At 68.3% G+C, this 15,973-nt stretch carries 10 protein-coding genes and 5 pseudogenes; 8 read left to right on the top strand and 7 right to left on the bottom strand.

What is annotated here, in order from left to right; all coding sequences use genetic code 11:
• Nucleotides 1-74: 74 nt before the first annotated feature.
• The 4 genes from ACQEV2_RS03690 to ACQEV2_RS03705 all read right to left on the bottom strand — a co-directional run bounded on the left by ACQEV2_RS03690 (nucleotide 75) and on the right by ACQEV2_RS03705 (nucleotide 3,761).
• Complete coding sequence (locus ACQEV2_RS03690) at nucleotides 75-1,286, bottom strand: S8 family peptidase (protein ID WP_433036472.1); 1,212 nt, start codon at nucleotides 1,284-1,286, stop codon at nucleotides 75-77.
• 424 nt (nucleotides 1,287-1,710) lie between these two features.
• Nucleotides 1,711-1,845, bottom strand: coding sequence for a hypothetical protein (locus ACQEV2_RS03695; RefSeq protein ID WP_433036473.1), 135 nt, complete (start codon nucleotides 1,843-1,845; stop codon nucleotides 1,711-1,713).
• 513 nt (nucleotides 1,846-2,358) lie between these two features.
• The gene (locus ACQEV2_RS03700) at nucleotides 2,359-3,135 is read right to left on the bottom strand and encodes a hypothetical protein (protein WP_433036475.1); all 777 of its coding nucleotides are present in this window, start codon (nucleotides 3,133-3,135) and stop codon (nucleotides 2,359-2,361) included.
• Nucleotides 3,132-3,761: an ABC transporter ATP-binding protein gene (locus ACQEV2_RS03705; protein WP_433036477.1), complete on the bottom strand. Its 630-nt coding sequence runs from the start codon at nucleotides 3,759-3,761 to the stop codon at nucleotides 3,132-3,134. Before ACQEV2_RS03705 ends, ACQEV2_RS03700 begins: the two co-directional genes overlap by 4 nt.
• 294 nt (nucleotides 3,762-4,055) lie before the next feature.
• Between ACQEV2_RS03705 and ACQEV2_RS03710 the strand changes: the two genes are divergently transcribed.
• Entirely contained in the window at nucleotides 4,056-5,285 is a 1,230-nt protein-coding gene (locus ACQEV2_RS03710) for a flavin-containing monooxygenase (protein WP_433036479.1), read from the top strand.
• Nucleotides 5,286-6,346: 1,061 nt separating this feature from the next.
• Complete coding sequence (locus ACQEV2_RS03715; protein WP_433036481.1) at nucleotides 6,347-8,032, top strand: ribonuclease J; 1,686 nt, start codon at nucleotides 6,347-6,349, stop codon at nucleotides 8,030-8,032.
• A 497-nt stretch (nucleotides 8,033-8,529) separates the two neighbouring features.
• On the opposite strand, the pseudogene ACQEV2_RS03720 reads toward ACQEV2_RS03715, so the two are convergent.
• Nucleotides 8,530-8,646 (bottom strand): annotated as a pseudogene (locus tag ACQEV2_RS03720) (MerR family transcriptional regulator); the annotation flags it as partial.
• A 161-nt stretch (nucleotides 8,647-8,807) separates the two neighbouring features.
• On the opposite strand from ACQEV2_RS03720, the gene ACQEV2_RS03725 reads away from it, so the two are divergent.
• The 6 genes and pseudogenes from ACQEV2_RS03725 to ACQEV2_RS03750 all read left to right on the top strand — a co-directional run.
• Nucleotides 8,808-9,080, top strand: coding sequence for a transposase (locus ACQEV2_RS03725; RefSeq protein ID WP_433036483.1), 273 nt, complete (start codon nucleotides 8,808-8,810; stop codon nucleotides 9,078-9,080).
• A 9-nt stretch (nucleotides 9,081-9,089) separates the two neighbouring features.
• Complete coding sequence (locus tag ACQEV2_RS03730) at nucleotides 9,090-10,148, top strand: tyrosine-type recombinase/integrase (RefSeq protein WP_433036485.1); 1,059 nt, start codon at nucleotides 9,090-9,092, stop codon at nucleotides 10,146-10,148.
• Between the two features lie 1,579 nt (nucleotides 10,149-11,727).
• Nucleotides 11,728-12,822, top strand: a complete 1,095-nt coding sequence (locus ACQEV2_RS03735) for a tyrosine-type recombinase/integrase (protein WP_433036487.1) — start codon at nucleotides 11,728-11,730, stop codon at nucleotides 12,820-12,822.
• Between the two features lie 196 nt (nucleotides 12,823-13,018).
• A pseudogene (locus ACQEV2_RS03740) lies at nucleotides 13,019-13,467 on the top strand (transposase).
• Between the two features lie 323 nt (nucleotides 13,468-13,790).
• On the top strand, nucleotides 13,791-14,198 hold the full coding sequence (locus ACQEV2_RS03745) for an RNA polymerase sigma factor (protein ID WP_433036489.1): 408 nt from the start codon (nucleotides 13,791-13,793) through the stop codon (nucleotides 14,196-14,198).
• 91 nt (nucleotides 14,199-14,289) lie between these two features.
• Nucleotides 14,290-14,715, top strand: a pseudogene (locus ACQEV2_RS03750) (GAF and ANTAR domain-containing protein); the annotation flags it as partial.
• Between the two features lie 151 nt (nucleotides 14,716-14,866).
• Here ACQEV2_RS03750 and ACQEV2_RS03755 read toward each other — a convergent pair.
• Nucleotides 14,867-15,090, bottom strand: a pseudogene (locus ACQEV2_RS03755) (DUF418 domain-containing protein); the annotation flags it as partial.
• A gap of 491 nt (nucleotides 15,091-15,581) precedes the next feature.
• Nucleotides 15,582-15,725, bottom strand: a pseudogene (locus ACQEV2_RS03760) (IS110 family transposase); the annotation flags it as partial.
• Nucleotides 15,726-15,973 lie beyond the last annotated feature (248 nt).

Below are 15,973 nucleotides of genomic sequence, written 5' to 3' on the forward strand. Positions count from 1 at the left end.
CGGCCCGGCGGTGCCGCTGCGCACGCGCTGGCGGCACCGCCGGGCCCGGTGTCCTGTGTAGACCTACTGTGGATCTACTCGGTCACCTTCAGCAGCTTGTTGGGCGTTCCGCTGCTCGGGTTGGTGATCTTGTCGCCGGTTGCCGCGCCGGTGAGCGCGGTGGCGACCTCGGCCGGAGCGGCGTCCGGGTGACCGGCCAGGTAGACGGCGACGGCTCCCGTGACGTGGGGGGTGGCCATGGAGGTGCCGGAGATCGTCTTGGTCCCTTGGTCGCTGTCGTTCCAGGCGGAGGTGATGTCCGAGCCCGGCGCGTACAGGTCGACGATCGAGCCGAAGTTGGAGAAGTCCGACTGGGCGTCGTCCTTGGTGCTGGACGCGACCGTGATGGCCTCGGGGACCCGGGCCGGTGAACTCTGCCCCGCGTCCGCCGACTCGTTGCCGGCGGCGACCGCGAAGGTGACGCCGGAGGCGATGGCCTTCTTGACCGCCTCGTCGAGAGCGGGGTCCGCGCCGCCGCCGAGGCTCATGTTGGCCACCGAGGGGCCCTGGTGGTTCTGGGTCACCCAGTCGATGCCGGCGACGACCTGCTCGGTGGTGCCCGAGCCGTTGTCGTCGAGCACGCGGACAGCGACGATCTTGGCCTTCTTGGCCACACCATGGGAGGCACCGGCGATGGTTCCCGCCACATGGGTGCCGTGGCCGTTGCCGTCGTCGGCCGTGTCGTCGTTGTCGACGGCGTCGAAGCCGGAGGCGGCGCGGCCCTCGAAGTCCTTGTGGCTGATGCGTACGCCGGTGTCGATGACGTACGCGGTCACTCCTTCCCCGGCCTTGTCCGGGTAGGTGTACTTGCCGTCGGCGGCCGTGTCCTTCTGGTCGATGCGGTCCAGGCCCCAGGACGGTGGGTTGTCCTGGGTGGCACTGATGTGGAACTTCTTGTTCTGGACGACCTTGGACACCGCGGGGTCGGCCGCGAGGCGCTTGGCCTCTCTCTCGGTCAGGCTGCCGGCGGAGAAGCCGTTGACCGCCGAGCCGTAGGTCCGGCTGATCTTGCCACCGTACTCGGCGGCCAGATCCCGCTTCTCGGCCGTGGACACCTTCTGGTCCAGAAGGACGATGTAGCTGCCGGCCACGGCTCCTTCGGCATTCAGACCGTAGACCGTGCCCTCCGCGGGCTGTCCCGCCTGAGCAATGGGGGACACGTAAAGGCCGGTGCCGACGACGGTTGCGACGGCCGCGATCGCGGTGACGATCTTGGCCTTGCCTGAGCGTTTGTGATGCGCCGTCAAGAGGGGTCTCCTCGTGAAGTGGGGGGATTTGCGTTCGAACGGCAGCGCTGCGCGTGCTCAGGAGAGTGCCGACTTGTCGCGAGCAGATCAATCTCTTGATGTGACCCCGACGTCCGGCGGATGGTCGACCTCCACGAGATTCACGCACATTCGAAGCAACCCGAGCGCAAATGTGCAGCACTGAACGCTGGTTGAATCACCAAAGAACGGTCCAGGATTATCTGTGCCGATTTCTTCACCGCCTGCTCACGTTCGGTGGGGTTGAGCGTCACGTTGCCCAGCGCGCGCAGTGTCGCGGGCAAGAGCAGAGGCGGCATGGCTGTCGTACGCACAGATGACCGCCGAACTATGTTGCCCCTCAACGTGTGCGCCTGACCTGCGGGCATCCACCAGCCCCGTGGACGCGGATCCACAACAACACGCCCTACAGCTGCGGAAGCACCTCACCGGCGATGAGTTCCAGGTGGTCGAGGTCGTGAAAGTCGATCAGTACGGCTTGCGCTCGCTCACGGCGTAGCGTGATCACGTGCGAGGCGGAGGGCTCGGTTCCGTCGTTCATTGGGCGATTCCGCGGCAACTTCAAACCAGACGGAGTTCCGGGCATGGGCGAACGAGACGGATGGCTGAGCATCCGCCCTGGAGACCGTCATTCGCCGCCTAGCCGTGAGCGGACCACACTTCAGCCCGGCCCCCGCTCCAGTCGATCAGCGACGAGACGAGCAACAAGTCCGGATGGTGCTCGCTCCTTACAGGATGAGAAAGCGACCTCGTGCGTCGCCCGCGCTGCGAAGGGTGACGCCTGGGAAGCACCCGGACAAGGGGGCGAAACGGGACCGTCGCGGCTGGCAACGTCGACCAGACGCGGGGGCGCGGCCCCCGCCCGGGGGCCTTCAGTACCGCCGCGCGGCCGGGCACGATCGCCGGAGGCGAGGACGGTACGGCCGCGCACGAGGCCGTGCGAAAACGCGGTTGGTCGTGGCCCCGCAGGTCCGCCTGGCCCGTGGCGACGGCCAGGACGCCCGTGAAAGGGCCCGGGAGGAAACCGTCCTCACCGTGATCATCCTGCTTGGACTCACGTCCTGTGGGACCGCGGGGAGCGGAAAGGCCGATGGGTGTGGAGGAGTAGCAGGGCCAGGGCGCCGGTCGCTGCGGACCAGGTGAGGGAGAGCAGGCCGTGGGACCAGGGGATGTGTGGGGTGAGGACTGAGCTCAGTGCCAGCTGGTTCACGCCGTACAGAGGAAGCGCGGACACGCCCGCCACATCCATGAGTGTGTTGAACACGGGATTCTGCAGGCCGGTGTCGACCAGGCTGAGCATGATGATGAGGAAGAAGCCCTCCAACTCGCCGCGGACCAGGGAGCCGAGCAGAAGACCGATCCCGCCGTAGGCGAGGCCCGCCGCTGCAAGGGCCAGTCCCAGGGGACCTGTGTGGCGCACGGGCAGGGAGATCCACAGCAGGATCGTCGTGTAGAAGGCCAGCAGGGCGGCGGTGAGGGCGACGGCAGCGAGTTTGGCCAGCAGCATCGGAAGACGGGGGTAGCCGGCCAGCAGCAGACGGCGGTCCATCTGCCGGGACTGGAAGGTCTCCGTGAAGGTGATGAAGCCGGCGACCATGGTGACGGCGCCCAGCGCACTGGCCACCTGACCCACCTGGCTGGCCGGGGCGGAGGCGGAGGCGCTGAGGGCGTCCAGCCAGATGCGCACCATCTTGTCGGAGGTGCACAGGCGTGCCACGGCGATCCAGAGCGGGATGAACGCCACCGCCAGGGCCAAGGCCAGCCGGTTGCGCAGGTGGCCCAGCAGAGTGCAGCGCAGCAGTTCGGTGAACGCCGTCCAGGAGAGCCTCAACGGTTGGTCTCCTCGAAGTGCAGACGCCCTTCACGCAGATGAGCGATCGCGTCGAAGTGGTGCAGTTCGTGCAGCAGGTGCGAGACCACGATGATCGACCGGCCCTGATCACGCAGATCGGCGGCCAGGGTCCAGAACCGCTGATGGGTGTCCCAGTCAAAGCCCTGGTAGGGCTCGTCCAGGACCAGCAACTGCGGATCGTGCATGAGTGCGATCAGCAGGTTCAGTTTCTGTCGCGTTCCGCCGCTGAGCTCGCCGACCTGCTGTCGTCGGCAGCCGGTCAGCGCCAGCAGCTCCATCAGCTCGTCGACGCGCTCGAGCGCCGGCAGCCGGTAGGCCATCTGGAACAACCTCAGATGCTGCCCGACGGTGAACGCATCGTTCAGTACCACTCGTTGCGGGCAGTACCCCACAGCCCCGGTCCGAGTCACCGTTCCGCGGTCGGGTGCGAGGTGTCCTACGGCGATCTGCAGCAGAGTGCTCTTGCCGGCCCCGTTCTCACCGACGACTCCTACCAGCGTCCCGGCGGGTACCTCGAGATCGACGTCGCGCAGGACCTGCCTGCCGCCGTACTCCTTGCATACTCCGCTGATCCGAAGCCGTGGCCGGTGACGCGTCGCGGCCATCTGCACATCAGCCCCTCGTGAGATCGGATGGGCGTAGCGCGTCGGCCCCCAGAGGGCCCACCGGCAGATCAACACCTACCTGCCTCATTCGGGTCCTGGCCGGTCAGCCGTGCTCGGCCCGGACGGTCCGGCCCCGGCGGACCGATCGCCCGCACGCCGCTAGCGCTGATGCGCGGTTCAACGAGTCCGTACCGCTGGTGTAACGGCAACCACCGCATCAGCATCGCCAGTCCACAGGCTTTGCGCCTCCAAGTCGGGCGTGACGTGCTGCGCCACATGCCGTTGTAGAAGGCGATGCCCCGGACACCACAGCCAGACTTCCACGCGCCCACGATCGTGATCGGAGCCGGTCCCCATGGCCTCGCGGCTGCCGCGCTACTGCGCCGCGCCGGGGTGGCGACCGTGATCCTGGAACAGGCGGACCGAGTAGGAGCGAACTGGACGCAGCGGTATGACCATCTGAGTCTGCACACCACCCCCGGCGTCTCGAAACTCCCCGGCCTGCCGGTGCCCCGCCAGGCGGGCCCATGGGTGAGCCGGGACGACTACGTCCGATACCTGGAGCGCTACGTCGCCCATCACCGGCTCGACGTCCGGGTGGCCACCCCGGTGCAGCGCATCGAACGGGCCGAGCCCGGTCGGGGAGCATTGTGGTTGGTCCACACCCCTGACGGCCCGTTGCCCACTGGCGCTGTCGTGGTGGCCACCGGCCGCTGCCATACCCCGAACCTCCCCCAGTGGCCCGGGCGTTCGACCTTCACCGGCACGCTGCTGCACTCGGCCCAGTACCGCTCTCCGGCGCCTTACCGCGGGCAGCACGTCCTGGTGGTCGGGGCCGGCAACAGCGGTACCGAGATCGCGAGCGTCCTGGCCGGCGCCGGAGCCGAGCGGGTACGGATCGCGGTCCGTACGCCACCCAACATCCTGCCCCGCTCCAGCGCCCGATGGCATGCAGTCGGCCGGCTGACGGAGGCTCTCCCGCTCGCGTGGCGCGACCGCACCTCCCTGCTCACGCAGCGTCTCGCCGTGCCCGACCTGACGTCACGGGGACTGCCGCGGCCCCGCACGGGCCTGTACACCCGCAATGCCCGCGAAGGCGTCAATCCGGTGCTCGACCACGGCTTTGTGGACGCCGTCCGGTCCGGGCGGGTCGAGCCGGTCGCGGCCGTCCAGGCGTTCGACGGCCCCGACGTGCTACTGGCCGACGGCACCCGGCTGCGACCCGACACCGTCATCGCAGCCACCGGCTACCGGCCCGGCCTGCACGACCTGGTCGGGTCCCTGGGCGTACTCGACGAAGCCGGGCAACCCCTCGCCGTGGGGGCACAGACCCATCCCGAAGCCCCGCGCCTGTACTTCGCCGGATACACCAATCCCCTCACGGGCGTCCTTCGCCAGGCGGGCATCGAGGCGCGTGCCATCACCCACGCACTTCGACGTGAGACGGCGCGGGCATCCCTGCTCGCCCCCCGCCTTGGCGGCCGCACGGCCGACACCCTCCACAAAGGGCATACTCCGAGCTGACGGGGCTTCCGAAACCTGGCCCTTCAGCGGCTTAGTGGTGGACGCTTCGGCGGAGCGTTGCACGGGCGTTTATGAGGTGGCCACGTCGGCGGGTGCGCCCCACTCACGACGCGCAGCGTGGCGACGATGTAGGGCGGGGGACGTCCGTGGGGCAAAGGCATGGGCGGGCAGCTGGTGCCCGTCCCTGCATTCGTGGCTGGAGCTTTCCCTGGGCATCCCGGCACTTTGCACCGGGCCGTCGCCAGTCTTGGCGCGGGCCCTGGCGCGACCGCTGAGCACGGCCCGCGCGGCAGCCTGCGCATCGAGCGGGTCCGACTTCCCGAGCAGACGACGGGTTGTGGCGTCGGGCCGGTTCATTTCGTACACCTGGACGTGCTGAGCCAGCAGGTAGCGGGACGGGCCCGCACCGAAGGTGCCGGTGCCCTCCACACCGGCCCGGCGCACCGCCCCCAGCTTGCGGCCCGGACGAGCAGCCGGCGATACCCGGCCGCCGTGACCGGAAAGGACTTGGTGCCCAGCACCTGACCCAGTGGGCAGAGAACGGCGGGGACATGGACCTCGCCGTGCGTGTCCACACCCAGGACGACCTCGCCTCGAACGGGTGGGTAACGTTCGGCGGGCAAGGTGCTGCGCCGTCTGGTCGTCACGGTCATCCGCCTCGCGCGTGGTGGTGTTTCGGGGCAGCCGACACCTGCCTGCTCCGGCGGTCTGAACCGTGATGGCGCCTGATCGTCGGCAAGGAGATCTCAAGAGTCAGACCCCGCCGCAGGACAGCACCCGCCAATTCTCCCCACAGTCAGGGCCCCCGGCCCGGGACCGCAGAACATGCACGATCCCTCATGGAACACCCTGAATCCGACTCCGGCCGACCACAACGGGCCGCGAAGGTCGACATCACATGCAACCTCGATACTTCAGCGGCCGTGAGTGCCTGCCCGGGCCGTCCGCCGACGTGATCCGATCGTCCCGGGGCACCCGCTGCGGACGCACCGCTCAGTCGGGAAGAAGAGATCACACAGGCGATGGATCATGCCGTCCCGCTCTCCGGGTACCGTCAGGGTATGAGTCATCCGCACCCCGAGCTGAAAGCCGCCCCGCCCCTTCCCGCAGGAGGGCTGCGGGTCGTCGCCCTGGGCGGCCTGGGTGAGATCGGCCGCAACATGACCGTCTTCGAGCACGCCGGCAAGCTGCTCATCGTCGACTGCGGCGTGCTGTTCCCCGAGGAGACCCAGCCCGGCGTGGACGTCATCCTGCCGGACTTCACCTCTATCCGGGACCGGCTGGACGACATCGTGGCCGTGGTCCTCACCCACGGCCACGAGGACCACATCGGCGGCGTGCCGTACCTGCTGCGCGAGCGGTCCGACATTCCCGTCGTCGGCTCCAAGCTGACGCTGGCGTTCCTGGAGGCCAAGCTCAAGGAACACGGCATCCGGCCGCGCACGGTGCGGGTGCGGGAGAACGACCGGCGTGGCTTCGGGCCCTTCGACTGCGAGTTCGTGGCGGTCAACCACTCCATCCCGGACAGCCTCGCGGTCGCGATCCGCACCCGGGCCGGGATGGTGCTGCACACCGGCGACTTCAAGATGGACCAATTCCCTCTCGACGACCGCATCACCGATCTACGCGCCTTCGCTCGCCTCGGCGAGGAGGGCGTGGACCTGTTCCTCACCGACTCCACGAACGCCGAAGTACCCGGCTTCACCACCTCCGAGCGTGAATTGAACCCGGCGATCGAGCAGGTGATGCGCACCGCACCGCGCCGGGTCATCGTCTCCAGCTTCGCCAGCCACGTGCACCGCATCCAGCAGGTCCTGGACGCCGCCCACCAACACGGCCGGAAGGTCGCCTTCGTCGGCCGGTCGATGGTCCGCAACATGGGCATCGCCCGTGATCTGGGCTACTTGAAGGTCCCCTCCGGTCTCGTCGTCAGCACGAAGGAGCTGGAGAAACTCCCGGACCACAAGATCACTCTGGTGTGCACCGGTTCCCAGGGCGAACCGATGGCCGCGCTGTCACGGATGGCCAACCGTGACCACATGATCCGCATCGGCAAGGACGACACCGTTCTGCTCGCCAGCTCCCTCATCCCCGGCAACGAGAACGCCATCTACCGGGTGATCAACGGACTCACCCGGTGGGGCGCCCACGTGGTCCACAAGGGCAACGCCAAGGTGCACGTCTCCGGGCACGCCAGCGCCGGCGAACTCGTCTACTGCTACAACATCGTCAAACCCCGCAACGTCATGCCCGTGCACGGCGAATGGCGCCACCTGCGGGCCAACGGCGACCTCGCCATCCGTACCGGCGTCGACCCCGATCGGGTCGTCATCGCCGAGGACGGCGTCGTCGTCGACCTCGTCGACGGCCGCGCGTCCATCACCGGCAAGGTCCCCGCCGGCAACGTCTACGTGGACGGCATGGAAGTCGGCGGCGCCACCGAAGCCTCCCTCAAGGACCGCCTCACCCTCGCCGCCGAAGGCGTGGTCACGGTCGTGGCGATCGTCGACGCGGACACCGGCGCCCTCGCCGAGGCCCCCGACTTCCTGGCCCGCGGCTTCGTCCACGACGACACCACCTTCGAGCCCGTCATCCCCGTCATCGAGAAGACCCTGGCCACAGCGGCCGAGGAAGGCGTCGGGGACGCGCACCAACTCGAACAACTCGTCGCCCGCGCCGTGGCGAACTGGGCGTTCCGCACCCACCGCCGCAAGCCCCTCATCATCCCCGTCATCATCGACGCCTGAGCCACAGCACGGCAGCGCTGTCCCCGGTTCCGCGGCCAGCGGGCATCGAGGTCGGGCACGGGAGTCAGCAGCCACCCCAGGAGACCGGGGTGGCAACCCACTCCACATGAGGAGTCATCGGGACAAGGAGCTGGAGGCGCGACAACCCGCAGGTCAGCAGCGGTTGTCCCACCTGGGGACGGTCTCTGAAGTGTCCGGAGCGTCAAACGAGCGTCACGGTCACGCCATGCGAGGGCGTGCAGGACCTCGCCCGCCCTCACCCGCGACAGGAGCACCGGGCACTCCATGTGGCAGACGGAGGTGACCGCCCTGGTCCCTGCGGCACAGCACAGCAGAACGCCCACACCAGAGGCGTGGGCAAGAGGGAATCCCGAATCACGACAGCTGCGCAGACGCGACACGCACACACACGGCCTGCGCGTCACCATGGGAAATGATCACACCGCACACCGAGCCCGAGCGTGCGGTGCCCGCCGACGCTGACGGGCACGCTCATCTCACGCTGCTGCCGTTGGGTTCGCCGATTCGGCGGCACGGCGATATTGGGCGTTGAGGCGCTGGGTTTCCTCGAGCTGGTCTTCGAGGATGCCGATCCGGCAGGCGGCCTCGATGGGGTCCTGCAGCGCCGGGTCCGCTGTGCTTGATGGGGCAGTCGACCCGCCCGCGACGCCTGGGAAACGTTTCGTTCCGGCTGCTCCTGTCTGCTCCCAACACGCCCCCGAGCACCGCCTTTTGACCGCTGGCGGGGCCGACCGCGGTCGACTACTTCGCAAGCATGACTCCGCACGGCCCGTATCCCAGCGACCTGTCGGACGCGCGCTGGGAACTGATCGAGCCCGTCCTGACGTCCTGGCGGGACCAGCGCCGCGCCCGGGCGCTGGACATCGGCCGACCGCCCGAACACGCCCTGCGCCAGATCATGAACGCCATCCTGTACGTGGACCGCACCGGCATCCCCTGGCGCTACCTGCCGCACGACTTCCTATTAGTTACGTGGAAACACGCGCCGCAGGATGCAGCTCGTATCCTGCGGCGTCCCACGTACTGAGGAGATCTGTTGGGCAGCGCGGTGGTGCTGGAGGAGAAGTGGCCGGTCCTGGGCCGGCACGAGCGGGCAGCCGAGTGGCTGCGGATATGGACAGATCTGGGGCGGGCGCCCCGGACGATCGATGCGTACGCGCGAGGACTTGCTGAGTACCTGCTCGTCTGCGAGCGCGACGGTATCGATCCCGTCGCTGCGAACCGGCTGCACGTGGCCGCATTCGTGAAGGAACTGAGCACGCGTCCGAGCCGTCGAGGGACCAACGTCGTCGCGTTGGATTCCGGGGCTGGCCTGGCAAACGCGACGCTGCAACAGCGGTTGGTGCCGGTGCGGCTGTTCTACGACTACCTCATCGAGGAGGGCCTGCGGGAGTCCAACCCGGTCGGCCGCGGTCGTTACACGCCCGGCCGGAACTTCGGCGGTCACCAGCGAGGCTTGGTTCCGCGTCTGACGAAGCTGCCGTGGATCCCGGGCGAACAGCAGTGGCTGGACCTGCTGGACGTCGTGCGCGACGAGCCCGTACGCAACCGCGTCATGCTCGCCCTCGCCTACGACGCGGCCTTGCGACGCGAGGAACTGTGCTCGCTGCGGACCGATGACGTCGACCCCGCCCACCGGACCTTGCGGATTCGGGCCGAGACCACGAAGACCCGGCACGAGCGCGTCGTTCCGTACTCCGCGGCGACCGGAGTTCTGCTGTCCGGATACCTCGCGCATCGGGCCACGATCAGCCGGGCTCGAGGACCACTGTTCTTGTCGGAGTCACGCCGCAACTACGGTCAGCCGCTGACCCTTTGGACCTGGTCCAAGGTGATCCGGCGGGTTGCTCTCGCTGCCGATCTGCCGCGGTTCTCCACCCACACCACACGGCATCTATGCTTGACCGATCTGGCCCGGATGGGCTGGGAACTGCACGCCATCGCCTCCTTCGCCGGGCACCGCAGCACCGAGTCGACGCTGACCTACATCCACCTCTCCGGCCGCGACCTGGCGGAGAAGCTGAACCGGGGCATGCAGCAGATCCACTCCTGGCGCGTGGACATGCTGACCCGCGCCAAAGCGGTCGCCGAGTGACTGCCTTGCCTAGTACCACGGCCGCACGGCCGACCAGCACTCCGGCATGGGAATGGCCTGTCGACCTCGCACGCTACGACCGTCACGGTCTGCTTACTGAGGCCGAGGCGGAAGCACTCCAGAACCTCGACATCGAGCGCCTCAGGCGTGACGGCCTTGCTCCCGACGCGGTGTCTCTGCGGCCAGTCGCCCGGCTGGTGCGGCCGTTGACGGACGCCCTCGCGGCCCTGCACTGGCCAGCGGACGACCGTCATCACCGGCGGTTCGCGCGGGACGCGGCCGGCCTGGTCCTGATCCGCTGCGGCGAACTGCGGCGGGCCTTCTGGGGCTGGTCGGTGCAGGACTGGACGGACTTGATCAACGCCAGCGGCGCCGAGTTCCGGCGTTCGTGGGGCGGCCAGATCGGCCCCAACGCTCGGCCGTTCGTCCTCGTCTATGCCTACCTGCTCGGCGAGTTCACTGCTTTCGAACGGCTCGGCCGCTTCGTGAGGCCGACCTTGGCTCACCGGATCTTCAGTGCCGATCGCGTCGACGACGCCGTCCAGCAGGTCTGCAAAGTACTGGCCGGCTGGGGCTACCGCCGTGACGCCGACCGGCTGGCCCCAGTGATCTGTCAGATGCTGCTGCTGAACCGCAGTCCGCTGCTGGAGGACCTGTCCACCGACGCCCTCGCCGCACTCCGCGGCCACCCGGCGATGAGCGGGCAGTGGGGCAAGGACCTGCACGGACTCCACCGGGCCGTCGCGGCGCTCGGCCACGCGGACCCGCCGCCGTCAAGACACACATCCGGACCGGCGGCGATGGAGGGAGTCCCAGCCCCATGGGCGGATTGGGTTGAGCGTTGGTACGTGACATCGACACTGACCCCGAAGATCCGCAGCCTCTACCGCAGCGTGCTCGCCAAGATCGGCCGATGGCTGGCCGCCGAGCATCCCGACATCGTCGAACCCGGTCAGTGGACCCGCCAGACCTGCGCGTCCTGGGTCGCGGTGGTGGACCGGATGACCATCGGCGACTTCTCGCGGTGGACGCACGGCATGCGCTCCCAAGGCCGCCTGGGCAAGCCGCTCACGCCCCAGTCGAAGTCCGGCTACCTCAAGGTGCCTCGCGCGTTCTTCCGCGACCTGCACGAATGGGAGTGGATCCCGCGCCGGTTCGACCCCGCCCACGCCCTGAGGACGCCACGGAGCGTTCGCGCTCTGATGGGCCCGGACCCGAGGCCCATCGCCGATGACATCTGGGCCAAACTGCTATGGGCCGGCCTGAACGTCGAGCCCGGCGACCTGCCGACCGCGGACGGCCGCACCTATCCGGTCGAACTGATCCGCGCCATCACGCTGACCTGGCTATTCGCAGGTCAACGCAGCGACGAGATCGCCCGGCTCCGGTTGGGCTGCATCCGTTGGCAGCACGACGGGCTGCCCGTCCCCGGCGACTCCGGCGAAGTCCTCGCCCGCGACGCTGTCTGCCTGCTGGACGTTCCCACCCACAAGACCGGCACCTCGTTCACCAAGCCCGTCGACCCCCTGCTTGGCCAGGCCATCGAGGCATGGCAGACCGTCAGATCCCCCAGCCGCCCATGCTCGACCGCAAGACCAACGAGTACGCCAACTTCCTGTTCGCGCACCGAGCCCGCCGGGTCGCCAAGCACTACATCAACACGGCGATCATCCCGATGCTCTGCCGCAAGGCCGGCGTCCCCACCGCGGATGTCCGCGGCAACATCACCAGCCATCGGGCCCGGTCCACCATCGCCAGCCAGCTCTACAACGCAAAGGAGCCGATGACGCTCTTCGAGCTGCAGGAATGGCTCGGCCACCGCACTCCCGAGGCGACCACCCACTACGCGAAGCTCACCCCGAACACCCTGGCCAGGGCCTACAACGACGCCGGATACTTCGCCCGAAACATGCGCACCATCGAGGTCCTCGTCGACCGCGACGCGGTCACCTCCGGCGCCGCCGCGGCAGGTGAGCCCTGGCAGTACTTCGACCTCGGCCACGGCTGGTGCACCTACACGTTCTTCGAGCAGTGCCAGCACCGCATGGCCTGCGCACGCTGCGACTTCTACACCCCCAAGAACTCCAGCAAGGGCCACCTGCTGGAGGCGAAGGAGAACCTGCAGAAGATGCTCGCGAGCATCCCGCTCACTGACGACGAACGCGCTGCTGTCGACGACGGCCAGGCCGCCCTCGACCAGCTCCTAGAGCGACTCACCGACGTTCCCACCCCGCCGGACCAACACCACGGCAGATCGGCGTCCCAGCGACCGCGACACTTCTACCGATCGTCGATCTCGGGGCCAGCGGGCGCCCCTGCTCCAGCAGTGAGACATCCTGAGACCATGGAACCCAGCCATGACCACCTCCTCGACGGCGAGGCGCTGCCCTTGCCCGAGCCCTGGATACCGATCCTCGACTCGGGAGTCAGGAACACACTGGAGGCGCAGCTGAAGGTCGAGGTCGGCGAAGGACACCCGCTCTTCGGGAAGTCGGTGACCGCACTTGCTCGCTGCGGCCGCTGCGATGAAGCGCTGTTCGGCATCGAAGGAGCCCCCACCCACTTCGCGCAGGTGCATCTCACCTGGCGCTCAGCCCCCGATACGCCTCCGTGGCCCTGGACGGAGTTCCTGTCGCCACCGCTGTTCGACAGCCTCGCTGACCACGCTCATTGACCACCGAGCTTGACGAATCTGATTCCACAGAACGAACTGGAACACGGTGTATGGGTACTTCGCCAAGTGGCAGCAGGATGGCGTGTTCGAGCAGCTCACCGGCCTGCTGCGGCGCCTGGTCCGCGAAGCCGAGGGCAGACGCGCGGAGCCGTCGGCCTGCGTGCTGGACTCCCAGACCATCAAGACCTCCGCCAACGTGCACCTCGCGGACCAGGGCACGGACGCCGGGAAACGGATCATCGGGCGCAAGCGCCACCTCGGCTGCGACACCCTCGGCCTGCTGCTGACCGTGCTGGTCACCGCCGCCAGCATCTCCGACACCGCAGCCGGCGTGACCCTGCTGTCCCGCATCGCCGCAGCCCATCCGCATATCACGAAGGCCTGGGTGGACGCGGGCTACCGCACCACCGCCATCGACCACGGGCCCGCCTCGGCATCGACGTCCACCCCGTCCAACGCCCGCCCGGCGCTCGCGGGTTCACGATCATCCCGAGACGCTGGACCATCGAGCGCAGCATCGGCTGGCTCATGCATCACCGACGCCTCACCCGCGACTACGAACGCCACCCGCACCGCTCCGAAGCCATGATCCACCTCGCGATGATCGACCTCATGGCCCGCATCTCACCAGCTAAGCCACCCTGAACTGGCGCGGAACCTGACCCGGGACCAAACATGAATCACCGGACCAAACGCTCAGTGAAGAGCTCCTGCATCTGCTCATCAGGCCACGTACGTGTGTCTGTTCGCTCAACGACCAATGTCACCAGCCCGTTTATAGCGCACCATCCACAGACCGAGTGAGGACGTTCCACTCCCGTCAGCTCTCACGACACCACGCTTTGAAGGTCAGTAGTTGGCCATCCAGGCGGCTGGTTTCCGCCGCGCCGCAGGCGGCAGTCTCACTCCTCCCGGTGGAACCCGTGCTCTTCCGCATACGATGGCTTGTCGTACACGAGGGGTGGGCTGTGGACCGAACAGAAGTCGGCGCACTGGTCCGGTCGGCCGTCGACGGTGACTCCGCGGCTTGGAAGGCACTGGTGGAAGGGCTGAGCCCGCTGGTGTGGTCCGTTGTACACGCGCACCGGTTATCCGACGATGACGGGCAAGATGTGTACCAGACCGTATGGTTCCGCTTTGCCCAGCATGCCGAGCGGATCCGCGAACCAGAGATAGCCGGGTCGTGGCTGGCCAGTACCGCGCGCCACGAGTGCCTGAAGGTGATCAAGGGCTTAAGCCGACTGACCCCGACGGATGATCCGGAGCTGCTCGACCAAATCAGCGAGGACCTTACGGCCGAGGAATTGTTCATCGACTCAGTGGAGGCCGGCCCTGGCCGAGGCCGAGCGGGTACGGCAACTGTGGCAGGAATTTGAGGAACTCGGCGAACGCTGCAGGCAGTTGCTGCGCACGCTGATGACGCCAGAGTTGAAGGCGCTGGTCAAGCCCTGGATTACAGCCGGAGCAGACCGCGCGGGCCGCATCGCCGACCTCACCGGCGCACACCAGCGCTGGCCCGCCTACGCACCCCGGGCCCACAAGCTCGGGGTCGGAAGCATGATGGGCTTCCTGCTCTTCACCGACGAGCAGGACCTCGGCGCCCTGAACCTCTACTCCCGCAAGCCGGGCGCATTCACCGAGGCCAGCGAACTGGCCGGCTGGCTGCTGGCCTCCCACGCCGCCATCGCCTTCTCCAGCGCCCGCTCCCACGCCCAGATGGAACAAGCCGTCGCCACCCGCCACACCATCGGCGAGGCCATGGGCATCCTCATGGGCGCCCGCCACCTCACCGAGGACCAGGCCTTCGACGTCCTGCGCCGCTACTCACAGGAGAACAACATCAAACTCCGCGAGGTCGCCCGCCAGGTCTGTGAACAGGGCCACCTCTCCTAGCCTCCCGCAGGCGGCCCCCGGCTGCCTGCCCAACCAGGAAAGCCTGAGCCGAGTCGGCCCCCAGGGGAACGCCGCTGAACCCGGCCTGCCCACGAAGTCCCCAGCCCGGGCTCTGCGAAACGTCGCGGGACGGCCCCCGAGATCACAAACAGGCCTGCCGGCTGGCCAGTCCGGTTTTCGGCTCCAGGCGACCGGCGATCAGCATCAACGAGAACCCGGCGAGGGTGGCGAACAGCGCCGACGCCCGGCCGCTCGCCAGGCCCAGGAACCAGTCGCCAACGCCGCCGCCTGGCGTGGGTGCGGGCCGACGTGCACGGTGAACATTCCGAACACGGCCAGTGCACGGGCGAGGTCCACCCCGACCAGCCGCGCCATCGGCGCGGGGCGTTCCGTCGCCGTGGCGGACTCGGGTGCGGGTTAGGGCTGGGGAGGCGCTTCCTTGGCGCTTTCGATCTCGGTCACCGGGACAACCTTGCCGAGGCGGAGGGCGGTCGACCATCCGCCGGGCTTCGGAAGGTGCCCCGCCTGTCGGCCAACCGGTACCCTCCGATCGGCGGGGGCCGGTCTCAGCCGTACACGAACGACTGTGACCGCCGACCTGGTCGCCGGGATACCGCGGGTCAGCAGGCTCACCACGACCACAAGATCATGCATCCTTGGGGGGCGAACCAAGGCGGCCCGGGCCTTTCGGTCGGTGGCGTCACCCTCCCCCCGTTATGTTTTCCGCGGTCCTGCAAGAGGACCGCGGGCCTTCGGGCCCGGCATGACTGTTCCCCCGTCGAACGGATGATGAACGGATGATCTGGGGGGTGGTGCCACCGGGCCCGAGAAGCGCCGTTGGAGACGCTGATGAGAGGTCCGACTACCTTCGCCTCGCCCGGGTGGCGGTCAGCGATTCGCCGCATCTCGAGACCGGGCAGGTAGGCGACCTTGCGACCGGCGTCCCGGGCGACGGTCAGGGGCAGGTCTCCGATGGAGGCGGGCTGGTCCACGATCATCAGCACGGCGCCCTGTGGCGGCAGTGCGCGCGAGGACCTTCTGGAACCATCCGGAGAGTGCGGGGGGACCTGAAGCATGTTCCGCGGGCGCCCCCTTTACCGCCGCCGGTGGGTGCGTGCCTGGGGGCCATGCCTCGTCGCGGAGCCGTTCATCCAGGTTCCCGAAGCCTCGCTCTCGCGGAGAGCGCAGGGCCCACATGATCGCGCCCGGGCGGCGGGCGGATCACCTCCGCTCGAGTGGACGTGATCGGGCCTACCGG

The organism is Streptomyces sp. CA-251387 (genome assembly GCF_050936625.1).
Classification (GTDB): domain Bacteria; phylum Actinomycetota; class Actinomycetes; order Streptomycetales; family Streptomycetaceae; genus Streptomyces.